The 22709-nt window shown below is 51.1% G+C and carries 29 protein-coding genes; 16 read left to right on the forward strand and 13 right to left on the reverse strand.

The features are described from left to right. Positions 1–98 precede the first annotated feature (98 nt). From O4H47_RS16545 to O4H47_RS16560, 4 genes are read left to right on the forward strand one after another with little or no spacing between them, the layout of a single operon-like run. Positions 99–1010 carry a LysR family transcriptional regulator gene (locus O4H47_RS16545; protein WP_269395120.1) on the forward strand — a complete coding sequence of 304 codons (912 nt, stop codon included), beginning with the start codon at positions 99–101 and terminating at the stop codon, positions 1008–1010. A 19-nt stretch (positions 1011–1029) separates the two neighbouring features. Further along, the gene (locus O4H47_RS16550; RefSeq protein WP_269395149.1) at positions 1030–1224 is read left to right on the forward strand and encodes a twin transmembrane helix small protein; all 195 of its coding nucleotides are present in this window, start codon (positions 1030–1032) and stop codon (positions 1222–1224) included. A 13-nt stretch (positions 1225–1237) separates the two neighbouring features. Further along, on the forward strand, positions 1238–1813 hold the full coding sequence (locus O4H47_RS16555; protein ID WP_269395121.1) for a cob(I)yrinic acid a,c-diamide adenosyltransferase: 576 nt from the start codon (positions 1238–1240) through the stop codon (positions 1811–1813). 29 nt (positions 1814–1842) lie between these two features. Continuing rightward, the gene (locus tag O4H47_RS16560) at positions 1843–2523 is read left to right on the forward strand and encodes a rhomboid family intramembrane serine protease (protein ID WP_269395122.1); all 681 of its coding nucleotides are present in this window, start codon (positions 1843–1845) and stop codon (positions 2521–2523) included. On the opposite strand, the gene O4H47_RS16565 is transcribed toward O4H47_RS16560, so the two are convergent. The 3 genes from O4H47_RS16565 to O4H47_RS16575 are packed head-to-tail and all read right to left on the reverse strand — an operon-like array spanning position 2520 to position 4397. Continuing rightward, positions 2520–3086 (reverse strand): TetR/AcrR family transcriptional regulator, encoded by a 567-nt coding sequence (locus tag O4H47_RS16565; RefSeq protein ID WP_269395123.1) that lies wholly within the window; start codon positions 3084–3086, stop codon positions 2520–2522. The genes O4H47_RS16560 and O4H47_RS16565 overlap by 4 nt on opposite strands. Beyond that, entirely contained in the window at positions 3073–3702 is a 630-nt protein-coding gene (locus O4H47_RS16570) for a GNAT family N-acetyltransferase (protein ID WP_269395124.1), read from the reverse strand. Before O4H47_RS16570 ends, O4H47_RS16565 begins: the two co-directional genes overlap by 14 nt. Continuing rightward, positions 3702–4397, reverse strand: coding sequence for a hypothetical protein (locus tag O4H47_RS16575; protein WP_269395125.1), 696 nt, complete (start codon positions 4395–4397; stop codon positions 3702–3704). The genes O4H47_RS16570 and O4H47_RS16575 overlap by 1 nt, the downstream gene beginning before the upstream one ends. 201 nt (positions 4398–4598) lie before the next feature. On the opposite strand from O4H47_RS16575, the gene O4H47_RS16580 reads away from it, so the two are divergent. The 3 genes from O4H47_RS16580 to O4H47_RS16590 all read left to right on the forward strand — a co-directional run bounded on the left by O4H47_RS16580 (position 4599) and on the right by O4H47_RS16590 (position 6053). Next, the gene (locus O4H47_RS16580) at positions 4599–4811 is read left to right on the forward strand and encodes a hypothetical protein (protein ID WP_269395126.1); all 213 of its coding nucleotides are present in this window, start codon (positions 4599–4601) and stop codon (positions 4809–4811) included. Between the two features lie 101 nt (positions 4812–4912). After that, positions 4913–5380: a Cys-tRNA(Pro) deacylase gene (gene ybaK / locus O4H47_RS16585; protein WP_269395127.1), complete on the forward strand. Its 468-nt coding sequence runs from the start codon at positions 4913–4915 to the stop codon at positions 5378–5380. Positions 5381–5465: 85 nt separating this feature from the next. Then, positions 5466–6053, forward strand: a complete 588-nt coding sequence (locus tag O4H47_RS16590; protein ID WP_269395128.1) for a sugar O-acetyltransferase — start codon at positions 5466–5468, stop codon at positions 6051–6053. On the opposite strand, the gene O4H47_RS16595 is transcribed toward O4H47_RS16590, so the two are convergent. Then, a complete protein-coding gene (locus tag O4H47_RS16595) occupies positions 6050–6733 on the reverse strand; it encodes a TlpA family protein disulfide reductase (RefSeq protein ID WP_269395129.1) in 684 nt (227 codons plus the stop codon). The genes O4H47_RS16590 and O4H47_RS16595 overlap by 4 nt on opposite strands. Positions 6734–6757: 24 nt before the next feature. Here O4H47_RS16595 and argH point away from each other — a divergent pair, with 24 nt between their 5' ends. Both argH and lysA read left to right on the forward strand, forming a co-directional pair. Continuing rightward, a complete protein-coding gene (argH, locus tag O4H47_RS16600) occupies positions 6758–8152 on the forward strand; it encodes an argininosuccinate lyase (RefSeq protein WP_269395130.1) in 1395 nt (464 codons plus the stop codon). Between the two features lie 3 nt (positions 8153–8155). After that, positions 8156–9424 carry a diaminopimelate decarboxylase gene (gene lysA, locus O4H47_RS16605; RefSeq protein WP_269395131.1) on the forward strand — a complete coding sequence of 423 codons (1269 nt, stop codon included), beginning with the start codon at positions 8156–8158 and terminating at the stop codon, positions 9422–9424. Between the two features lie 36 nt (positions 9425–9460). On the opposite strand, the gene O4H47_RS16610 is transcribed toward lysA, so the two are convergent. The 3 genes from O4H47_RS16610 to O4H47_RS16620 all read right to left on the reverse strand — a co-directional run bounded on the left by O4H47_RS16610 (position 9461) and on the right by O4H47_RS16620 (position 11796). Then, positions 9461–10174: a DNA helicase gene (locus O4H47_RS16610; protein ID WP_269395132.1), complete on the reverse strand. Its 714-nt coding sequence runs from the start codon at positions 10172–10174 to the stop codon at positions 9461–9463. A gap of 196 nt (positions 10175–10370) precedes the next feature. Further along, positions 10371–10778, reverse strand: a complete 408-nt coding sequence (locus O4H47_RS16615; protein WP_269395133.1) for a response regulator — start codon at positions 10776–10778, stop codon at positions 10371–10373. Positions 10779–10782: 4 nt separating this feature from the next. Beyond that, a complete protein-coding gene (locus O4H47_RS16620) occupies positions 10783–11796 on the reverse strand; it encodes a zinc-ribbon domain-containing protein (protein WP_269395134.1) in 1014 nt (337 codons plus the stop codon). A gap of 139 nt (positions 11797–11935) precedes the next feature. Between O4H47_RS16620 and ftsE the strand changes: the two genes are divergently transcribed. From ftsE to O4H47_RS16640, 4 genes are all read left to right on the forward strand, one after another. After that, complete coding sequence (ftsE, locus tag O4H47_RS16625; protein ID WP_269395135.1) at positions 11936–12595, forward strand: cell division ATP-binding protein FtsE; 660 nt, start codon at positions 11936–11938, stop codon at positions 12593–12595. Beyond that, on the forward strand, positions 12582–13514 hold the full coding sequence (locus tag O4H47_RS16630; protein WP_269395136.1) for a cell division protein FtsX: 933 nt from the start codon (positions 12582–12584) through the stop codon (positions 13512–13514). The genes ftsE and O4H47_RS16630 overlap by 14 nt, the downstream gene beginning before the upstream one ends. A 15-nt stretch (positions 13515–13529) precedes the next feature. Then, positions 13530–14318, forward strand: coding sequence for a lysophospholipid acyltransferase family protein (locus O4H47_RS16635; RefSeq protein WP_269395137.1), 789 nt, complete (start codon positions 13530–13532; stop codon positions 14316–14318). Between the two features lie 136 nt (positions 14319–14454). Beyond that, positions 14455–14808, forward strand: a complete 354-nt coding sequence (locus O4H47_RS16640) for a hypothetical protein (protein ID WP_269395138.1) — start codon at positions 14455–14457, stop codon at positions 14806–14808. On the opposite strand, the gene O4H47_RS16645 is transcribed toward O4H47_RS16640, so the two are convergent. Next, entirely contained in the window at positions 14805–15341 is a 537-nt protein-coding gene (locus tag O4H47_RS16645; protein ID WP_269395139.1) for a gamma-glutamylcyclotransferase, read from the reverse strand. The genes O4H47_RS16640 and O4H47_RS16645 overlap by 4 nt on opposite strands. Before the next feature lie 143 nt (positions 15342–15484). On the opposite strand from O4H47_RS16645, the gene O4H47_RS16650 reads away from it, so the two are divergent. Next, a complete protein-coding gene (locus O4H47_RS16650) occupies positions 15485–16432 on the forward strand; it encodes a DUF2125 domain-containing protein (protein WP_269395140.1) in 948 nt (315 codons plus the stop codon). A 15-nt stretch (positions 16433–16447) separates the two neighbouring features. On the opposite strand, the gene O4H47_RS16655 is transcribed toward O4H47_RS16650, so the two are convergent. The 3 genes from O4H47_RS16655 to O4H47_RS16665 all read right to left on the reverse strand — a co-directional run bounded on the left by O4H47_RS16655 (position 16448) and on the right by O4H47_RS16665 (position 19342). Then, positions 16448–17380, reverse strand: a complete 933-nt coding sequence (locus O4H47_RS16655; RefSeq protein ID WP_269395141.1) for a prephenate/arogenate dehydrogenase family protein — start codon at positions 17378–17380, stop codon at positions 16448–16450. A 14-nt stretch (positions 17381–17394) separates the two neighbouring features. Further along, positions 17395–18480: a histidinol-phosphate transaminase gene (gene hisC, locus O4H47_RS16660; protein WP_269395142.1), complete on the reverse strand. Its 1086-nt coding sequence runs from the start codon at positions 18478–18480 to the stop codon at positions 17395–17397. Positions 18481–18595: 115 nt separating this feature from the next. Next, positions 18596–19342 carry a class I SAM-dependent methyltransferase gene (locus O4H47_RS16665; protein WP_269395143.1) on the reverse strand — a complete coding sequence of 249 codons (747 nt, stop codon included), beginning with the start codon at positions 19340–19342 and terminating at the stop codon, positions 18596–18598. A 119-nt stretch (positions 19343–19461) separates the two neighbouring features. Here O4H47_RS16665 and gloB point away from each other — a divergent pair, with 119 nt between their 5' ends. Both gloB and O4H47_RS16675 read left to right on the forward strand, forming a co-directional pair. Next, positions 19462–20226: a hydroxyacylglutathione hydrolase gene (gloB, locus tag O4H47_RS16670; RefSeq protein WP_269395144.1), complete on the forward strand. Its 765-nt coding sequence runs from the start codon at positions 19462–19464 to the stop codon at positions 20224–20226. Between the two features lie 135 nt (positions 20227–20361). Beyond that, positions 20362–20634, forward strand: coding sequence for a hypothetical protein (locus O4H47_RS16675; protein WP_269395145.1), 273 nt, complete (start codon positions 20362–20364; stop codon positions 20632–20634). A gap of 8 nt (positions 20635–20642) precedes the next feature. Here the strand turns inward: O4H47_RS16675 and fumC are convergent, their stop codons facing one another. Together fumC and O4H47_RS16685 are read right to left on the reverse strand one after the other, a co-directional pair. Continuing rightward, positions 20643–22034: a class II fumarate hydratase gene (fumC, locus tag O4H47_RS16680; RefSeq protein ID WP_269395146.1), complete on the reverse strand. Its 1392-nt coding sequence runs from the start codon at positions 22032–22034 to the stop codon at positions 20643–20645. 8 nt (positions 22035–22042) lie between these two features. Then, entirely contained in the window at positions 22043–22450 is a 408-nt protein-coding gene (locus O4H47_RS16685) for a hypothetical protein (protein ID WP_269395147.1), read from the reverse strand. Positions 22451–22709 lie beyond the last annotated feature (259 nt).

The following is a 22709-nucleotide window of genomic DNA, read 5'->3' on the forward strand; positions in this document are numbered from 1 at the left end:
GTAGCTCCTCAAAATCATTTGTTTCACTTGACTGCCCTCAACACATCCATTCATATTCAAATTGAAATTGGCCAAAATCGCATCTGAGATATTCAATAATGAATAAAACAAACCTCCCATCAGAACCGGATTGGTTTTTGTGGCGCTCCTTTTTGGCCGTCATGGACGAAGGGTCATTGTCCGCGGCCGCCCGCGCACTGGGTGCGTCACAGCCCACCATAGGCCGTCATATTGAAGAGTTGGAAAACTGCCTCAGTGCGGTTTTGTTTGACCGAACTGGGCGGGGCCTCAAACCCACCCCCATCGCCCACCAACTTGTTGAGCCGGTGCGCAATGCAAAGTCGGCCCTTGCCGAAGCCCAATTGGCCGTAACCGGTGCCACAGAAGTTTTGGATGGCACTGTGCGCATCACGGCTTCGCAGATCATTTCGCACAATATTTTGCCCGCAATCCTTATGAAGGCGCGCGAACAATATCCGATGATCGAACTGGAAATAGTCCCCTCAGACGCGGTTGAAAACTTGCTTTTGCGTGAAGCCGATATCGCTATTCGCATGTTCCGCCCTGGCCAATTGGATGTGGTGGGTAAAAAGATCGGCGATGTGCCGTTGCGCGCTTGCGCCCATCAGTCCTATCTGGATAAGCATGGCACCCCACAAAACCCACAAGACCTGTATGACCACGAAATCATTGGGCTTGATCGACAAGACGATATTATTCGCGTCGCCAAAGCCATTGGCTTTCCGCTTGAAAGGAAGAGCTTTAAACTGCGCACAGACAGCCAAACGCTGATCTGGGAGATGGTCAAACAAGGGCTCGGGGTCAGCTTTGCCCAATTCAATCTGATCGAAAAAACGCCGGGCATGGTGCACATTGTACCGGACCTCAAAATCCCGGCGATGGAAATGTGGTTGGTGGCCCACCGCGAGGTCCACAAAGCAAATCGCATCCGCGTCATTTATGACCTGTTAGCAAAGGAGCTAACCGCTTATACTCGCGCAAATTCGTGAAAAACGAGATTCGATTATGATGAACCAACCGATCAACATCCTGATTTTCGTCGCCCTTGGCGTGGTGACACTTATTCTTTTTGCTGGGCTGTTTAATATGTTCCGCGGCGGCAACCCAAACCTGTCCCAAAAGCTCATGCGCGCCCGGGTGATCGCCCAATTTGTGGCCATCATCTTGTTGATGGTTGCGGCCTTCTTCTTCGCCCCGCGCTAAGAGGACTATTCTCATGGTCAAACTGAACAAGATTTACACCCGCACTGGCGATGATGGCACAACCGGCTTGGTGTCGGGCCCAAGACGCTCAAAAGCCGATATTCGGGTGGAAGCCTATGGCACCATTGACGAAGCCAACTCAACCATCGGCCTGGTGCGCTTACATACGGGCAGCGACCACCATCTAGACGACACTCTTGCCCGCATTCAAAATGACTTATTTGACGTAGGTTCAGATTTTGCAACCCCGGGGCCCGATGAAGGCTTGAGTTACGAACCATTGCGCGCTGTGCAAAGCCAAGTGGATTGGCTCGAACAAACAATTGACGCCTACAATGAAAAGCTTGAACCACTCAAAAGCTTCACCCTGCCCGGCGGCAGCGCGCTCTCGGCGCACCTGCACCTGTCGCGCACCGTGGTCCGCCGCGCCGAACGTATTGGTGTCGCCTTGTTGGATGCAGAGCCGGAAACCAACATAATTGCGGTTAAATATCTCAACCGCTTGTCTGATTTGCTGTTTGTTCTAAGCCGTGTCACAAATGATAATGGCGCCCGCGACGTCTTGTGGCAGCCCGGACAGCATCGATAGTAGCGCGGTCTTAATCTTGGGGATTTTCATTGTTTATTCCACTCTACGATCAGAACCCCAAAGTCTATGTTGAGCGCCCGTGGGTCAATCAAACCCTAATCATTGCCAATCTCATCATCTTTGCTATCCAGTATATTTTGCCTGCATCTGGCGAAGAGTTTGTGCTGATCACCATGGCCGTCGTGCCTGGATGGTTGAACGAACCGCTGATTGACCAAGTGCCGTTTCTGCCAGACCAAACCACCTTGGTGACCTACGCGTTTTTGCACGCCGATTGGATGCATGTCATTTCCAACATGATCTTCTTGTGGGTTTTTGGCGACAACATCGAAGATGCTATGGGGCATGTGCGCTATTTCGTCTTTTATCTGGCTTGTGCCGCTGCGGGCGGGTTTGCACATATGCTGGCTGACCCAACAAGCACTGCCCCACTGGTGGGCGCTTCGGGCGCTGTCGCAGGGGTCATTGCCGCCTACATTATCCTGTTTCCAAAGGTACGGGTATATGTATTGGCCAAAATCATTGTGCCCCTGCCCATCCCCATTCCAGCGCTTTGGGTTCTCGGACTTTGGATTGCCATGCAATTGTTCTTTGTGCTGTTCCCCGATGGTGGCCCAACCGCATGGTGGGCGCATATTGGCGGTTTAATCGCTGGGGCGACGCTGGTGTTCTTTATGAAAAGAAGTACGGTCAACCTATTCGGGCGCTAGCTCAAGAGCGCCCGCACGCCAGATTTCGCCAGTTTCGCAAAATCCATTTTGCCCGATTGCGCCATCCACAACAGATTAATACCCTCCAAAAGGGCGACAATCTCTTGCGCTTTTTGCGTGGCCATTTCTGGTGAAACACCATCCTGCACCAACAAGTCGGCTATGGCACTTTGATAATGTTGGTAAAAATCCAAAACTACCGCTCGCGCTTCTTCATTGCGGCCAGCAAGGGCCAAGAACTCAAACCCAACCGTTTGAAAATGAGCGCCTTGTTGCATTGCAGCGCTGACCAGATCGATCCAACTGCAAATTCGCTCTGCTGCATTTTCGCCAATCGGAATGAGCTTTAACGCGTCCAAATTGGCACTGAAAAATTGATCAAGCAGAGCCAACACCAACCCATCTTTGTTTTTGTAATAAAGATAGATCGCCGCCTTTGAGAGCCCAGCTTCTTTCGCCACATCTTCCATGCGCGCGCCTTGAACGCCGTCCCGCGCAAACACCTTTGCTGCGGCGCCCAAGATTTGCACTATTCGTTCTTTTGAGCGGTCAGGGCGCGGCAATGTTTTTCTCTTTTGTTGGCTGTTTCAGCATTTGTGTAAAACGCACACCAAGACTAGTGGATTGAGCGCATTGCCGATAGCCGAGCTTTGCAAATATCGACAGGTTTTCATCCCGCGTTGTTTCAAGCCATACGGTTGCACCTTTTTCAAGCTTCGCATGGAACTGGTCAAACAATTGCCGACCTACGCCTTTACCGCGTGCTTTTGCACTCACGCCAACAAATTCAACGATATGTGCGGCCTGCCCCTTAAAATGCGCGCGCCGCTCTGCATCATGTTGGGCTGTACGCAATATCGGGGTCAGGCCACAGCTCAGACCAACCCGCCACGCCCATTTGAGTTGCTGTAATCCGGTTACCGTATTTCTAGTGTGACCTGCAATCAGAACTCCAACCAATTGATCGCCATCAAACGCCACGTACATATGTTGTTTTTGCTCAAGCCACATATCCAGCGTCGCCAAAAACCACCCCCGCATCGCCCTATGCAATTTGGCAAGGCCTTGATCCCTAAACAGCACCACCATGCCTTGATCATCCAAAAAACTATCAACCAACATGTCAGTGGCAGCACTTATGTCCGCTACCACCAAGCGTCGAATACTTACCGCCCTCATTATCGATCACCAGGCTGAAACGGCGCTTCCTTGAGCGCATGTCCCAGGAGCAATTTCAACATCAAAGCGGGGATGAACCAATTCAGCCCGGCAAGATCAAACAAAGGCAACTGCCCAACCAAAATGATCAACATCGTCAACCCCACCGCCATTGGGCGTTGCAGGTAAAGTGGGGTTATAAGCAAAATCAGAGTGGCCAAAACCAACAGTCCGCCGAGGGCAAAACTGTAAGCAAATGGGCTGGGGCTGAACAAAAAAGCGAGCAAAGCAATATGCACCAGATGTGTAGCGACAAACCCAAAATGCTTTAGCTTGGTGTGCTCAGCCCGATGATACCAGCGCTTCGCAGCAGAAGTTGAATTGGTCACGATGCCGCCCCCAATATCAAAGGCCAAGACCACCACAAATAGCCACTGCCAAACAGTTGCGGGTTCACCTCGCAACAGCCAAAACAGGGCCACCCCGCCAACAGCAATCAACCCGCCAAGAATCAGTTGCAAGTTTTCTTCGGCCCCGGTCGCACCAGGGCCAACAAATCTGTCCCACGCCCCAAAACCACCAGCGCGCGGCTTGGGGGGGTGCCAGTTCACCCACATGCCGCGCCCCTCATCTTTTTGTTCGACACCTTCTGTTCCAACTTCACCATTTGGGGCACCTGCCCCGGCTTCCATTTTCCCATGCTCATTCTTAGTCATCTTTCACTCCACATAAATAACTTACTGGTCAGTTATTTATGTGGGTTTTGAACGATTTTCAAGGGGAGGGTCAAACTTTTTGGGATGATGAATACATCAGCTGTAATGATGCTTTGCGGGCAAGCTCACCCCATTCGCAACAATTCTAATGATCCTGTTTACCCCCCATTAATGCTAATTGGCGACAATGGGTGCAACTGAATGGCTAGAAAGGCGTTTCAGATGGACATGTCGATGATCACCCAATCGCTTGGGATGCAAGCCGCACAACGCCAGCAGAGCGCTGAGCTTATGATGGTGAAAGCTGCAAACGACATGCAGCAGCAAGCCGTCAATATGCTCGAAAAAGGCCTCGCCAACGCCAAAGCGATGCCAGCACCGGGTACGGGCTCTGTGGTCGATAAGTCAGCCTAAACCAAACCAAATTTCTTAAAACTGCCAACAGTTAGTCCCTTGCACAATCTGCGTGGGTTGTTCATTCTGCACATCCGCACACCAACAAACTCAGCACGCATATGTCCGCAACACCCGCCACCAAACAGCTCGATCAGCTTGGCTTTGCCTATCAACTGCATGAATATGCCTACGACCCCAAAGCCAAGAACATCGGCCAACATGCCGCCACAGCACTTGGCATTGACCCAGCTCGATTGTTCAAATGTTTGATGTTTGGTTCAGCGAACGCAAAAGCGTTTGCCCTTGTGCCCACCAGTGCTGAAATGAACCTCAAATCAGCAGCCAAGGCTCTCAAGGAAAAGAAAATCGATCTTCTGGATCCACGCCAAGCCGAAAAAATCACGGGCTATGTGATCGGCGGCATCAGCCCAATAGGTCAGAAACTGCCCGCAAAGGCCTTCTTAGATCAAAGCGCGTTTGACCACGAAACGATTTTGGTAAACGGGGGCAAACGTGGCCTGCAAATTGAAATCGCACCGCATGACCTCATCACGGCGTGCAACGCCCAAGTGCTTTCGCTGACTTAAGAAACACAATCCAAAAAGACCTTTTCAAATCACCCAATAGCGCCTAGAACGAAACAATACCAATTAAAGTCCTTTAGGCGATGATATGTCAAAATCAGCAAAAGAACTCATGCTCGCTGGCGAGCCATTTTTGGCAGGCGATCCTGATCTCATCGCCCAAGCTGGCCGCACCCGCGCGATTATCCACAAATTCAACACGATTGAATATGACGATCCAAATCGTATGGACTTGTTGCGCAGTGTTCTGGGCAAAGCGCCGACGGAATTTTGGGTTGAAAGCCCATTTTATGTTGAATATGGCGAAATGACGCAAATTGGTGAGCGTAGTTTTATCAACCGCAATTGCACCATTATGGACAATCACTTTGTCAAAATCGGATGCGAAACCTTAATCGCACCAAACGTGCAAATCCTCACCGCAGGGCACCCCATTCGAGCAGATGAGCGTTGTGTTTATCCTTATCCAGACGCCCCAGATCAAATGAATTTTGTCAACCAAGCCGCGCCCATCACCATTGGCGATAATTGCTGGATCGGTGCTGGCGTAACCATTCTACCCGGCGTCACCATTGGCGACCGCACCACCATTGGCGCGGGCGCCGTGGTGACAAAAGACATCCCTTCAGATTGCGTGGCAGTAGGTTCCCCGGCCCGCGTGGTGAAAAAGCTCTAACTCTTCGCCGCCGCCAATGCAGCTTCAATCAACACAAATGCGTCTTCGCTGTGCCACTCCGCCGGCCCGGCCAACACACCCCATTCGTGTCCGTCTGGACCAAGCAAAATGGTTGCTGGTAAACCAAGCGCGGTGCCGCGTTTTTTCAGAACTTCAAAGGCTTCAAATGTTGGATCAGCGTGTAGCGGAAGGTTTTTCAACCCAACCTCATCCATAAAGGCTTTGGCTTTTTCGATCCCATCTTCGCCCACGTCCAAATTTATCGTGGCCACTTGAAAGCCTTGATCTGCATATTTGGCGTGCAGCGCATCAAGCGCGGGCATTTCCGCCCGGCATGGCGCGCACCATGTGGCCCAAAAATTCACAAGCGTCACTTTGCCGTCAAAATGGTCAAAGCCCACCTGTTCGCCTTGATCGGAAACGAAACGAATTTCGGGGTACCCCTCGCCCTTAGCCGTTGCGCGAAACGCCGCCAACTCGCCCTGTGCGGCTTCATCGAGTGCGATCGCAATGGCCGGTTGAGGTGCATAAGCGGCACCATCAGCCGAACTATTTTGCAGCTTCGCACCATTGCTAACCCAAACTGCTGTCGCTATAGCTACCACAACGCCCACGATTACGCCCAAACGCCACTTGTTTTGATGTGGTTTTGCGGGTTCATTTTGTGGTTCCTGAGACATAATTTCTCCTAAAGAGAGGTCAGTATGAGCAATCAAATGTGGGGCGGCCGGTTCGCTTCTGGGCCAGACGCCATCATGGAGGAAATAAACGCCTCCATCGATTTCGACAAGCGCTTCTATAAACAAGATATAGAAGGCTCAAAAGCCCATGCCACAATGCTCGCTGCCGCGGGCATCCTTACAAGTGAAGATAAGGATGCAATCGTTAAAGGTCTAGATCAGGTCCAATCAGAAATCGATAGCGGATCGTTCACTTTTTCGCGTGCGCTTGAAGACATTCACATGAATGTGGAAGCACGTTTGAAAGACCTGATCGGCGAACCTGCGGGTCGCTTGCACACAGGCCGCTCACGCAATGACCAAGTGGCGACAGACTTCAAACTCTATGTGCGCGACACCATTGATATGTTCATCACCCAGATCAAAACCCTGCAATTGGAATTGATCAACCGCGCCGAACAAGAAGCTGACACAGTCATGCCTGGCTTTACGCACCTACAAAGCGCACAGCCTGTCACCTTTGGCCACCACATGATGGCCTATGTGGAAATGCTGGGCCGCGACGCATCGCGCTTTCATGGCGCCCGCAAACGCTTAAACGAATGCCCATTGGGCGCCGCAGCTTTGGCGGGCACCTCGTTCCCCATTGATCGGAACATGACTGCAACAGCGCTTGGTTTTGAACGCCCAACCGCCAATTCTTTGGACGCAGTAGCCGACCGTGACTTTGTGCTTGAAGCCCTAAGCTGTGCTTCAATTTGCGCAATGCATTTGTCCCGCCTTTCCGAAGAATTGGTGATCTGGTCAACCGCTCAATTTAAGTTCGTGACCCTGTCCGATAAGTTCTCAACCGGTTCTTCGATCATGCCGCAAAAGCGCAACCCAGACGCTGCTGAACTAATCCGCGCCAAAATTGGCCGCATCATGGGCGCACTCACTTCGCTGATGATCGTGATGAAAGGCCTACCCCTCGCCTATTCCAAAGACATGCAAGAAGACAAAGAAGTCGCCTTCGATGCGTTTGACAGTTTGGGCCTAGCGCTTGCCGCAATGACCGGCATGATCAACGATCTCAAAGTCAACCGTGACGCCATGCGTGAAGCGGCAGGTTCTGGCTTTTCAACCGCCACTGATTTGGCCGATTGGCTGGTCCGCGAAGCCAATGTACCGTTCCGCGACGCGCACCATATCACCGGGTCTGCTGTGGCGCTGGCTGAGAAAAAAGGCTGCGACCTTGATGCCCTGACCATTGAGGATTTCAAGCAAGTTGATGAACGTATCGACAGCCGCGTGTTCAAAGTTCTAAGCGTTGAAAACTCCGTGAAATCGCGCACCTCCTATGGCGGCACCGCGCCAAACAATGTGCGCGCCCAAGTTGCGCGCTGGCGTGAACAATTGGCTGCAGGCGAAGAAGAATAGACAATGGTTCATCACTTCCAATATCACAACGGCAAACTGCACGCCGAAGACGTTGACCTGACCGAATTGGCAGGCGACGTGGGCACGCCATTTTATGTTTATTCAACCGCCACTTTCACCCGCCATATCAAAGTGATGCAGGAAGCCTTTAAGGGCGTCGACACGCTGGTTGCCTACGCCATGAAAGCCAACTCGAACCAAGCCATGCTCAAACTTGTCGCCAAAATGGGCGCAGGTGCAGATGTGGTTTCCCTGGGTGAACTCAAACGCGCGCTTAAAGCGGGTATTCCCGCCAGCAAAATCGTTTTTTCCGGCGTGGCGAAAACCCGCGCAGAGATGGAACTGGGGCTAGAAGCGGGCATTAAATGCTTTAACGCGGAGAGCGAACCAGAACTTGAGCGCCTCAATGAGGTGGCCAAAGCCATGGGCAAAATCGCACCCGTTTCCGTGCGCATCAACCCAAATGTGGACGCCAAAACACACGCCAAAATTTCAACCGGCAAAGCGGAAAACAAATTCGGCATTCCGTTTGAACGCGCCAGCGCGGTTTACAAACGCATCGCAGAACTCGAACACTTAGACGCCACCGGCATCGACATGCACATCGGATCTCAAATCACCGAGCTTGAACCGTTTGATAATGCATTCAAACTGCTTGCCGAACTTGTGGGCGAATTGCGCCAAGAAGGCCACAACATCCGCCACGTTGATGTAGGCGGCGGCTTGGGCATTTCCTATTCCAGCTCAAACGACGTGCCGCCAGATCCAATGGCTTATGCTCAAGTGGTGTTCAAAAACGTCAAGGATTTGGGTTGTGAATTGGTGCTTGAACCGGGCCGCATGATTGCGGGCAACGCAGGCATTTTCGTCACCAAAGTTGAATATGTCAAAGAAGGCGCAGAACGCAGGTTCATCATTGTCGATGCGGGCATGAACGATATGATCCGCCCCACATTGTACGAAGCCTATCACGAAACTATGCCGCTGATTGAAGACCATCAGTTGCAAGAAAAGCGTGGTGATATCGTTGGCCCCGTTTGCGAAACAGGCGACTATCTTGCCCGCAACCGCAGGTTGCCAGAAGTCAAAGAGGGCGACTATATCGCCATCATGAGCGCCGGCGCTTATGGCGCGGTCATGTCCGGCACCTATAACACGCGGCCTTTATGCGCCGAAGTGCTGGTTGACGGCGACCGTTACCACGTGATCCGCGAGCGCCAAAACTTGGACGCGCTGATTGATTTAGACAGCATACCGGATTGGTTGGAATAGGGAAGCGGGGCATCTGCCCCCGCTCACCCGGTTTTCCTAGGCCGCTTTGTTCCAGCGCATCTGTTTATCGTGCACAAAGCAGGCTTTGTTAAACAGGTCTAAGTCGATTGGGTTTGGTTGCCTAATATCAGATAATTCTGGAAAGGCCTTTCCTGACTGTTCAAACGACCGGTCAACTTGCGAGATAAGCAAGAGGGTCACGCCGTTTTGGCGAGCAAAGCTATGCAGTTGCCTTAGCTGGGCGTCCAGCGTAGGCGTTGTGCGGCGCTGATCAAGGATTTGCAGATAATCGATCACAGCAACCGAGCCAGTTTTCGCTCCATCCATGCGGCGAACAATATATTCTGCGCAAATTTCATCTGATGTATCAACAACCAGCTTTGCGTCAGACATCAGTTCACCAAAACCCATTTCAACTAGCTGCGCATTCAACTCTCTGGCGTGATACTCAAGCGTAAAGAAATAGGCGTCTTGCCCGGCCGCCAGTTTGGCAAATGCGATTTCCAAACTGGTTACAGTTTTGCCATGTCCGGGCCTACCACCGAGCAACACCATGTCAGCGGGCTCTAAGCTTTTCGCAAAGTTTTCCGCTGCACAAATGTTGTTGGATTTAGAGATCAGCAAACTCCAGCCGCCGAACCCTTCAGATGCAGCAACTCTGTCAAGCGCCTGATGAAGGGCAATATTATCTTGGCGAGCGAGCAGTTTCGCTTGGCGTTTTAATTGATGAATGGGTGCAGAAAGTTTCATTTCAAAACCTCATAATTGCGGACCAATTACGCATTTCCCCCCTTATGCGAATGCCCCAACTATAAGATTTGAGAAACAATATACCCCATATGCAAAATACTTTCCCGGATGGAGGGAGGTGGCACGGGTCGGGCCGCACCAAAATCTAGCAAACAGTTTTGATTCTTGTAAGTCCTTTGGTGCTGCCGATGCAGACTTACGCCCCGAACTTCTTCGCCAACGTTTCTTTCACCACTTCACCACCTGCGAGCGCTTCGGCCACTTTGGCGCGAATATCGGCGAGGGTAAACGGTTTTGGCACCACATCATGCACCAAAGCATCAAGCCCATGTGCCCGTTCACGCTGATCGGCAAAACCGGTCATCAAGAGGATCGTAATGTCTGGATATTGTGCCGCAACGCTAAGGGACAAGGCAATCCCGTCCATCACCGGCATTTTGATGTCTGAAAGCAGCAAATCGAAATTGCCTTCATGCTCAAGCACCGCTTCTGCGGCCAAGCCACCATCTTCGGTCACAGTGACATCATGGCCGTCCATTTCCAAAGCGCGGCTCACAAAACCACGAACGCTGGGGTCGTCCTCTGCCAATAAAATCTTTGCCATTGCGCTACTCTCCTGCACTGACTTGGTTGAGCATAGACGGTTTTGACGTGTCATTTTGCCAATCCAAGAATTTTAGTTTTACCCGCCGCACATCGTTTGGTGGTGACGACAGTTCTGCTTTAAAATCAAACAACCCACCTGCCTCAAGCACGGCCAATCCCGGGGTGGTGTTCCACTCATAAATCACGCTCGAATTCTCATCGAGCAGCGCCACACGAATTGGCGGCAAATAGATCATGCGCTCGGTTACATTTTCAATTTTTGCGCGCACCGTCAGCACTTCGTGCCCGTCGCTCCAAACGCGATCGGTTTTCACATCCGCAAATTCAAGCCCCACCACATTAATCGACTGGCCAAACAATCGATAAAAGCCCGCCATATCGGGGTAGAATTGAACAATGCGGGTACTAAATCCAAACAGCACAGCAATAAACAACAAGGAGACGCCAAGCGCCCCAAAACTGATGTTACGGCGCAATTTAGCCATGGGCAAAGCGCGGGCAATTTCCCGTCGCCGCTTTGCAATTCGCCGCGAGCGCTTCATCCGCTCAATCTGCTGGCGCCGCCGCGCCGCATATGAGGACAACTCAACTTCATTGTCCTCATTGATCGCATTCATCACGTCTTGCGCCGCATCAATGGCGCTTCCCACGGCCGTGCGGGCGCTCATGGAGCCATCGTCATCATTGCCAAATGGGTCATCATCGTCGGGCAATTCAAAATCGCCTATGCGATTCGAATCATCACCCTTATCTAATGCTGCATTGTCTTCTTCAGCTGAAAACGCCACATCCATTTCGTCTTCATCAGCGGGCGTTGTTTTTTTTGCCTTGGGTTTTTTCTCTTTTGGTGGCTCATTCAGAGCATCACCCAAAAGGGCACCAAAGTCGTCCTCTACAAGGGCTTGCGCATGCCAAGAGCGCTGACAGTTGGCGCATTGCACAGATCGGCCATGATCGCCGATCGCTTGCGCGGCAACTTCATATCGCGTGCTGCAATTTGGACATACAATTATCATTTAGTGCGAACCGATGCATAACTTCCGCCCCAAATGTAACGCTGATTATGTTAACACTCCGAAAAAACGGACAACGAATAAGCGCCAAATTGTGCATCGCTGATAATATGGTTTCCAAATAGTGATTCGGGAGCAGGTCTTGATTAAGTTTAAAAATGTCGGGCTTCATTATGGGGCCGGGCCAGAGATCTTAAAGAACCTCAATTTCAACATTGATCCGGGGTCATTTCATTTTCTCACCGGCCCTTCAGGTTCAGGCAAAACCTCGCTTTTGCGCCTATTGTTGCTCTCCATGCGCCCCACCGCAGGTGAGATGGAAATGTTTGGCAATAGCACCACAAATTTGAGCAAAGCCGAGCTGATGCAAATGCGACAGCATATTGGCATTGTGTTCCAAGAATTTCGCCTGCTCGACCATTTGACCACATTTCAAAATGTGGCCTTGCCCTTGGTGGTTCGCGGTGAGCCAGAAAGCTCTTATAAATCCAACGTTGAAGAATTGCTCGACTGGGTTGGTTTAGGCCATCAAATGCATGTGCGCCCTGAGCTTTTGTCTGGCGGTGAAAAACAACGCGCCGCCATCGCCCGCGCCGTAATCGCAAAGCCGGATCTCTTGTTGGCAGATGAACCTACCGGCAACGTGGACCCGGAGTTATCTGAGCGCTTGTTGCATCTTTTTGTCGAACTCAATCGCATGGGTACAACCATTATTTTGGCCAGCCACGAATTGCATTTGCTCAACAAGTTCAAGTTCCCGCGTTTGCAACTCAAAGATGGAGGCATCAATGTCTCTAATTAGTCAATTTTTGCCCAAGCCTAAAACCCCGTTTCCCATTGTTCCAATTCAGTCCATTGCCGGGCGCACCTTGGCATTGCTTGTTGCCATCATGACCTTTTTGAGTTGCGTGACCTTTGGCGCTGTATTTTTGGTGCAAAATTCAACCCTTGCATGGTCGTCTGAAGTGGGGCGCGAACTCACCATTCAATTGCAGCAGGTTGAAGACGAGCAAATGTTGTCCGATATCCGCACAGCAATCAGCCTTTCTGAGCAATCACCCGGTGTCGCCCGCGCATTTGAATTGACGATCAAAGACAGCGAAGAACTGCTTAGCCCTTGGCTTGGTGAACAGTTTGACATTAGCGCTTTTGATGTGCCCCGTTTGGTTGTTGTGCAGCTGGCTGACCCAGCAAAATTTGACCTTGAGGCCTTAAAGGCAAAAATTACAGACGCGATCCCCGAGGCCAGTTTAGACACCCACGAATTGTGGCAACAACAACTCAACGCCATGGCAGGCACCGTGGTGCTTTCCGGCGCGCTGGCGCTTATACTCATCCTCACCGCCACAGTTCTTGCCATTGTTTTTGCAACAGCCGGCGCCATGGCAAGCAACCGAGAAATCGTCGACGTCTTGCACTTTATAGGTGCCTCAGACACCTATATCGCGGGCGCCTTTCAAGAACGGTTTTTGGCCATCGGCATGCAGGGTGGCGCAGCGGGTGGCGCAATGGCCATTGTGTTCTTTTTTGTCGCAAGCACCATCACCAGCGCGATTTTGCCGAACCAGAGCGCCACACAAGTTGAATTGCTATTTGGCCAATTCACCCTAGGGTGGCTGGGTCTGTTTGGACTAATTCTAGTGGTGGTCACTATTGCTATATTGACCGCAATTACGTCTCGGGTCACTGTGCACCGCTTTTTGGCTCAAATCGCTCCCTAATCAAAGGCCCACTTAATGATTATCCAAGCCATCCGCTCGATGATTTTTTACGCGCTATTTATCGGCTATACTGCAGTGCTTGCCATTCCGTTCGGCATCTATTCGCTGTTCGGCCCTAAGATGACCGGCTGGTGGGTGGTCAAAGCCTGGTATGTGGGCAATCTGTTTTTGTTGCGCTGGGTGGTTGGCATCAAAACCCAAATCACTGGGCAAGAGAATCTGCCAGATGGCCCTTTTATCATTGCTTCCAAACATATGTCAGACTGGGACATTTTTGCGCTCTTGCCTGCGACCAAGGGGCGGCCAACCTTCATCTCCAAGAAGGAACTCTTGGATATTCCTTTCTTTGGCTGGTGTATGCAAAACTTTCACACCATTAGGATTGACCGCAAAAATGGCGGCGCTGCTTTGCCCCAAATGATCACCCAAGGCAAAGAAGCCATTGCGCGAGACTGCCGGGTGGTGATCTACCCCGAAGGCACACGCCGTCCACCACTGGATGAGCCCAAGTACAAATGGGGCCTCGCCAAAATGTATGAAGCACTTGATGTGCCCGTTGTGCCTGTCGCCCTAACGTCTGGGCTTTATTGGCCGCGCAATTCGCTCATCCTGTGGCCCGGCACCGCTCGCGCCAAATATTTAAAGCCCATCCCTTCTGGTTTGGATTTAGATACATTTCACGAAACCATCCAAGAGCGCATTGAACCTGAAACCACGAAAATGCTGATGGAAGATATCGACAAAGGAATTGCCCGTCCGATCAACAAAGCACTGCAAGCCAGAATTGATGCCCATCGTCGATAAATACACCATATATTGACATCTACCCCTTACAAACCCATATATGTGGTTGGACGCCGATTGGCGCATTGACAGATGGCGCTATTTGTTCTATTTTTGTTCTTCTTAGAAAGAATAGCTAAGAATCGGGGAATGTAAAATGTCAGAAGCAATTCGGCTAATGAGCCTACCCAATTCCAACCAACTCGTGGATTGGCAGGGCCGTACGGGTCGTGTCTACGCCCTCAAAAGAACCAGTTTGACCGATATGAACATGGCGGGCAACCAGCTCTGCCTTTTGTCCCAACATAGCGATAGCGGCGAAGATGCTTTGTGGGTGGGCACAGGTGATAACCTAATCCATGATGAGCAAAGCCGGCGCGCCTTTTTGAAAGCGGTGCACGTGGCACAAGAGGCTTATGTGCTTGAGCTGGCAGATGATGAAATGCCCCCTTTGACCATGATTTGGGATTTGGAGGCAGCTCACCGAAACCCGGAGCGCCACGCCGCTTAAGATAAAGCGGCCTCATCACCCTTCATCAAAGCATCATGTAGCCATTTCAGAGCATCATCTTTGATGTTCATCTCGGCTAGGTGCGCATAAGTATTGATCACATACTCCGGGTTTTCACCCGAATGACCAACACCTTGGCGCACCAATCGCAATTGCTCTTCACGCGGCAAACGCCCCGCATATTGGCGGTGTGTTCTGTCAGCGACGAATGTCAGCGCTTCAACCACTTGCCCATCGGCCAAAGCAATTTTGCGCCAACTCTCCTTATAGACATTATTGCCCTGTTCACGCTCACGCAAATAGGCATGGGTTTCATCCCAAATACCAGGTTCAACTTCAAACGCCATGCCACGGCATGCGCCGCCTTGATCTAGCCCAAACACCAGACCGGGGTGTTCTTCTGTGCCGCGGTGCGTAAATGAATAAACACACAATTGACGATGCAACCCGCGCACCAAACCTTGCTGCGCTTGCACATAATCAAAGCCAGGGCGCCAAATCAGCGATCCATAGCCAAACACCCAATAACTCATAATGTGACCATAATTTTCATCAGAAATGAACCTACCTTGAGGTTCTTATAAGACCCAAGAAGCCAAGCGGCAACAACCCGAATTTCACAACACAAGATGCCATTTTGGGTGACAAGCAACCAAAGCCACGCTAGACCGTTTTTATGACCAAATTCAAAGTACTGATCATCACCGTTTTACTCGTCTGCCTTGCCTACACGGCCGCGTGGTTTTATGGCGCAAATCGCCTTGGCAACGAGCTGGATCAGCTGGCAACTGCTGGCGCACAGCCTCAGATTTCATGCATCAATCGCTCGATTACCGGGTTCCCGTTTCGTTATGATCTGTACTGCGCCAACACCACGGTGGACGATGGGGATCAGCACATCAGCGTCAAAAACGTCAAAGCAACCGTGCGGGTCTATAGCCCCACCCACATTATTGCCTTTGCCGATGGCCCCCTATTTTGGAAAGACGATTTTAACGGCAGCGAACGCGAACTTGAATTTTCGAGCATGCAGATCAGTGGCCGGCTAAATTGGAATTTGGAAATCGAACGGATTTCGGCCATTGCCGAAGACCTTAAATTGTCGGACACGGTAATCACCCCCATTCAATTGGCCAATGCCAAGACCATCGAAGCGCACCTGATCGCCACCCAAAATGCCGACACGGGCCTGCAAGCATTCTTTAGGATCAGCGACGCCAACCATATCGATTTGGCCACGCAAAGCGCCAATCTGGCAATTGAACTTGAGGCCACCAACTTAATCCGGGGCATCAACAGCTGGCAATATCCAGACATCCTGCGCCAATGGCAAATGGCCAACGGCGAACTGGTTGTTCATGCCCTTGATTTTTCCGCCAAAGATATGCGCTTCACCGCAAATGGCACACTCAACTTGGACGCCCAAGGCCAACTCAATGGCAAAGTGACCACCCAATCCAAAGGCCTTGTCGAACTGTTTGACCCTCAAGCCTATGGATTGTTAGCCCCAACCATTTTTGGTGTGGCCAATGCAGATGGTGAATATAAATCGCTTTGGCAAGCAAGCGCTGGCACGGTGAGTATTGGCGTCGCGCCCCTCTTTTTTGTGCCAGCACTATTTTAGATATTGCGCAGCGTTCTAAGCCTCTTTTTCAGCTTCCTCGGGCGTAGACACATGACGGCCAAAATCTGGCGCATCCGTTTCTTGCCCCGCATCAATGATCGAGCGGCGAATATTGCGGGTGCGGGTAAATAGCTCCTCAAGCATTTCCCCATCCCCAAAGCGCACCGCACGTTGCAGCATCGATAAATCTTCAGAGAACCGACCAAGCATTTCCATCACCGCTTCTTTGTTGGTGAGGAAGACATCACGCCACATAACAGGGTCCGATGCTGCAATCCGCGTGAAATCACGAAAACCACCGGCCGAGAATTTGATCACTTCAGATTTGGTCACGCTTTCCAAATGGTCTGCCGTGCCCACAATGTTGTAAGCGATCAAATGCGGCACGTGGCTGGTAATTGCTAGGACCATATCATGGTGCTTTGCGTCCATGATTTCTACGTCGCTGCCAAATGCGCGCCACAGTGCGGTCAATTTGTCCAAGGCCGTTTGGTCAGTGCCTTCAACCGGGGTCAAAATGCACCATTTACCTTCAAACAAAGAAGCGAAGCCCGCTTCTGGACCAGAATTCTCAGTGCCCGAAATCGGGTGACCAGGAATAAAGTGAACATTATCCGGCAAATGCGGCTGTAGCGCTTTAACCACATGTTCTTTTACTGAGCCCACATCCGACACAATTGCACCCGGCTTCAAATGTGAGGCGATGGCTTTACCAATCGCTTCATAAGCACCAACAGGTGCACAAATGATCACCAAGTCTGCATCCTGGACCACAACGGTTGGATCAACAGAATAGCTGTCGCCCAGCCCCAATTCTTCAGCCTTATCAAGCGTTACTTGTGAGCGGGTTGAAATGGCAACATGGGGCGCGAGCTTTTGTTCTCTAATAGCGCGCGCGATGGATGAGCCAATAAGCCCAATCCCAATTAATGCGATTTTTTCAAACATTTAATTTTCAATTCTTAGTTCAAACTCTGCAGCACCTGCATGAGTTTTTTCATATCTTTTTCATGACCGATGGAAATCCGTAACGCGTTTGGCAATCCATAAGATGCCATTTCACGCACCACCAAGCCCTCTTGCAACAACGCTTCAAAAGCGTCCTTTGCCGTATGGCCGGGTTCCTCGGAGAATTCGGTCAACACAAAATTACCTTGGCTTGGCCGCGTACGATACCAATTGGACTGCAACTCCGCCTCCAACAGGCTGCGTAATCGCTTGTTGTGCGCCTTCAACTGCGCGGTGAACTCAACATCGCGCACCGCAGCTTCCGCAGCTTTCATGGCTGCCCCATTCACATTGAACGGACCGCGCAATCGGTTGAACCCATCCATGAAATGATCCGGCCCATAAAGCCAGCCCACCCGCAAATTCGCCAAGCCGATCTTGGAGAACGTGCGGGTAACCACCACATTTTGATGCGCATCGACCAGATCAATGCCCAACTTATAGTCCGCCGCATCCACATATTCAGCATAGGCCGCGTCGATCACTAACAGCACATTTTTGGGCAAGCCCGCGTGCAACCGATCCAATTCGTCAGCCGTTAAATAGCTGCCCGTTGGGTTGTTGGGGTTCGCCAAATAAACCACCTTGGTCTTTTCAGTCACCGCCCCCAACATGGCATCTACGTCTGTTTTCAAATCGGTTTCAGCCGCAAAAATGGGGGTGCCACCTGCACCGCGCGTCACAATTGGATAGACCAGAAACCCAAACTGACTCATCACCGCTTCATCACCGGGCTGAAGGTAAAGCTGCGCGATCAGGTGCAACAATTCATCTGACCCGGATCCAACGCCAATTTTTTGGGGATCAAGCCCATGCACTTCACCAATCGCCTCACGCAATTGGGTCGCAGCACCGTCCGGATAAATCGCCAAATTATGTGCATGATATCGATAGGCTTCTTGCGCCTTCGGGCTCGCGCCCAACGGGCTTTCATTTGCACTTAATTTAATCGGCTCAATACCCGGCGCAGCTTTAGACTTGCCAGGTACGTAAGCAGCGATTTCCAATATGGAGGGATTAACCTCAGGACGGTTTGTCACTTTTACTGCTCGTTTTTTGTTGAACTATATTCGCAGCGCCGCACCTTAATGACAGCAGAGCATTTGCGCAAAGCAAACCAGCATCAATCCGTACGGTTTTGACCAATTGCTAAGCCTAGTTCTTGTTTGATTGTGCTGGATAGGCCGGCTGGGTCACAAATTCTGGCATTTTCACCAACTGACGAATACGCCGTTTTCGTGGCACCGCAGGAAACATTTCCTTGCGTGCCCGAACAACCAGCGCCCCAGCAAAGGCCGGACCTGCGAATCGCCCCAAGCCCTCAAAAATGCGTGCGGACTTTAAAAGCGGGCCGAAATTGCTCGGCGGCAAATAGAGGGCTTCACGCCAAATTTCTGGAGTGAAAGAATGGTCTTGTAACAAGCGGTGCAATTGATTGCGTGAAAATGGGTGGCCGTGCCCAAACGGGGTATTATCTCGCTGCGCCCAAAGTCCTCTACGACGGGGCACAACAATGACCAACCGCGCACCAGGCGCTGTGATTCGCCATAGTTCCTGCATCAATTCTTCTGGTTCGCGCGCAAACTCAAATAAATGATTGGCAATCACCAAATCAACCGCACTGTCGGTCAATGGAAGTTCAAGCGGATCAACCAAAGCGGTGCAACTTGGCCCGTCTTTTGGCCAAACTTGCGCTCCCTGTCGAGCCGGCATAAATGCCAACACCCGTTCAGCATTCTGCGTCACCCGCTTCAAATAGGGCGCACTATACCCAAGCCCAAGCACACGATGCCCCGACGCACTATCCGTCATTTGCGCAATCACATCTTGGATCAGACGGCGTGAAATACGCCCCAACGGTGAGCGATAGAATTGCAGCAATTCGTCAATGGCGACAAACATCAATTATGACTTTCACTTTTGCGCTAGGTGCAGCATGGCACACTATGCATTCATCTTTCGCTTTATTAAAGTCAGAATTCAGAACGCAAACATCAACACCAAGGGTTAGGTTTAAACGCATGTTCAAAATCCATCAAATTCCAGCGTTAGAAACAAATTTTGCCCTAATCCTTGAATGCACCACGACCGGCGAAGTGGCGCTGATCGACGCGCCCGACGCCCCGCCCATCTTAAATGCGTGCAAAGAACTGGGGCTAACCCCAAGCAAAGTCTTCGTCACCCACCACCATTGGGACCATGTGGATGGTATTGCCCCTTTGCGTGAGCATTTTGATTTAACCATTTATGGCCCCAAAGCCGAAGCGGAACAAATCGGTCAATTGGATATGGAGGTAGAACCCGGCGCCATGCTTGAATTTGGCGATGGCCATCTTAACGTCATTGCCACCCCCGGGCATACATTTGGCCATATTGCCTATTTCCTTGTTGAGCAGCCTACGCTTTTTGCGGGCGATGCGCTCTTCTCTTTGGGCTGTGGGCGCATGTTTGATGGGCCGCCGGACCAAATGTGGGCTGGTTTAAAGCGCCTACGCGAATTGCCAGACGCCACCCAACTTTATTGCGGTCACGAATATACGCTATCGAACGGCGCATTTGCCCAAACCATCGACCACACCAACAAGGCGCTTCTGGCCCGGATCGAACAGGCCCAAACTCAAATCGACAATGGCCGCCCAACACTGCCCACAACGCTAGGTAACGAAAAGCTGACCAATCCGTTCTTGCGCGCAGATCAAATAGGGATCGCTCATGCGCTTGGACTTGACGGTTCTGACCCTGTCGCAACCTTTGCCGCCTTGCGGAAGGCTAAAGACCAATTTTAACCATATCGCCCCAATTCTGGGGTTAAAAGTTAACAAATCCTTTATAATTGGCACGCTCATTGCAATAATATGGGTGTGAGCCACCAATTCTGTACCAAAATGAAACATGGCTCGCTGTTTTTAACGGAGCGCGTCATGAGTTACGACCAAAACGGCACATCTCGACCCAATTCGGCACAAAACCTTCCTTTGGTTTTGGAGCCAGCGCCCCGTCGTCGGTTTTCAAATGCCAATTATCGCCCAGACGCGTCCTTTGTTGCCCAGGTGATTGCGGGCAAAACCAACGCCCCCATGTTTCGCGCAAAGCGCCGTGCCAGTGTTGGTGAAGCGCAGACGGCTTATGAGCAGAACAACCAACGCAAAATCATCCGCATGCCCATGGGCTATTTGCGCACGCTAAGCGCTTAAGACGAACATCAAGCCTTCGGCCCAACCATCTCATTGGGCTTTATCGCCGCATCAAACGCTTCGCCGCTCATCATCCCAAGTTCAATCGCTGCTTCGCGCAACGTCTGACCCTTTTTATGGGCATGTTTGGCAATTTTTGCCGCATTGTCATAACCAATGTGGGGGTTAAGCGCTGTTACCAACATCAATGAATTGTTCAAGTGATCGCTAATCTTATCGCGGTTTGGCTCAATGCCAACCGCGCAATTTTTGGTAAAGCTTTGCGCCGCATCAGCGAGCAAACGCACCGATTGAATAAGATTATAGGCCATTAGGGGCTTATAGACATTTAGTTCAAAATTGCCCTGACTGCCCGCAATCCCCATCGCCGCGTCATTGCCCATCACCTGCACACACACCATTGTTAGCGCTTCACACTGGGTGGGGTTCACTTTGCCCGGCATAATCGACGAACCCGGCTCATTTTCGGGCAAGCTCAACTCGCCAAGCCCGCAACGAGGACCAGAGGCGAGCCAACGCACATCATTGGCAATTTTCATGCAGGCCACAGCCAATTGTTTGAGCGCCCCATGGGTGCCCACAAGCCCATCATGCGCGGCCAAATAGGCAAATTTATTATCTGCTGTTTTGAAATCCAAACCTGTCAGTTCAGCGATTTTTGCTGCCACTTTTGGCGCATAATCCGGATGGGTGTTTAACCCTGTACCAACCGCTGTGCCACCAAGCGCCAATTGGTGCATTTGCCCCAAGGTCGCCTTAATCGCTTCAAGCGCCAAATCAAGTTGCGCCACCCAACCGCTCATCTCTTGCCCCAGGGTCAAGGGCGTTGCGTCCTGCAAATGCGTGCGGCCGATTTTCACGATGTCTGAAGAATCTTTGGCCTTTTGATCAAGCACATTGCGTAAATCTGTGATGGCGGGGATAAGCTGGCGCTCGATCATCGTAACCCCAGCAATATGCATGGCGGTGGGAAACGTATCGTTTGAACTTTGTGACTTATTCACATGATCATTGGGATGCACTGGGGCTTTTGATCCCATCTCACCGCCCGCCATTTCAATGGCACGGTTTGAAATAACCTCATTCACATTCATGTTCGATTGGGTGCCAGACCCGGTTTGCCACACCACCAACGGAAAATGCTGGTCAAGCTTGCCCGCGATCACCTCGTCGGCAGCCGCGCAAATAAAATCCTTGATTTCACCCTCAAGATTACCCAATTCATAATTGGTCAATGCCGCCGCCTTTTTGAGCACCCCGAAGGCTTGGATCACCTCAATTGGCATCTGCTCGATACCAATTTTAAAGTTCATCATAGAGCGGGCGGTTTGCGCCCCATAATAGGCATTGGCGGGCACTTCAATCTCGCCCATTGAATCGGTTTCAATGCGATAATTCATGCAAACTCCTAGTGGCCGCCAAAATTAACGTCGCGTGACGCAGACCGAATGGAAACCGAAAAGCCTGCAACCAAATCCACCAGCGACATGGCCATGCAAGTAAAGAACAAGGAGGTGGCCGCCGCAGGCACCAGCAAGAATTCAACCAGATAGGCAATGAAGACAAGGGTTGAAAGCATATGATCAACAATCGATGCGCTACCCACTTTGGTGGACTTGAGCACCTCAACAAACAAAAGCGCTAGCGCCAACACCACCAGCAAATCGCCAACGCTTAGGGTCCACACAGCCCCCGAAACCATGTCCAAAGACATTACCGGCGAGGCCCATCCGTTCGCCTTGTCGCCAACAATGTCGAACGCCACCAGATTGTAAATGAGAAGGGGAAGCGCAAGCAGCGGGATTTTCCAAATCATTGGACTGTCCTTTATGGGATCAAATTGTGCCCCATCATTTCCCTATTCGCGCGACGACGCAAGGCAATTGCAAACCAGAGCAACGCCAATATCCCCTTACGATAGTTTCGTAAGGAGTTTTACAATTTTGCAGACACGCGAGGCGATTAAGGTCTCGTGTTATTTGGTAGTAAGAATGAGAGGTTAAACGCCTCGCGTGAAATGGCTTTTGCCTTAAAACTGAAATACCCCGAGGTGCTAAACCCTTCTATCCCCTTGC

Origin of the sequence: Maritalea porphyrae (assembly GCF_027213965.1) — a bacterium.
GTDB lineage: Bacteria > Pseudomonadota > Alphaproteobacteria > Rhizobiales > Devosiaceae > Maritalea > Maritalea porphyrae_A.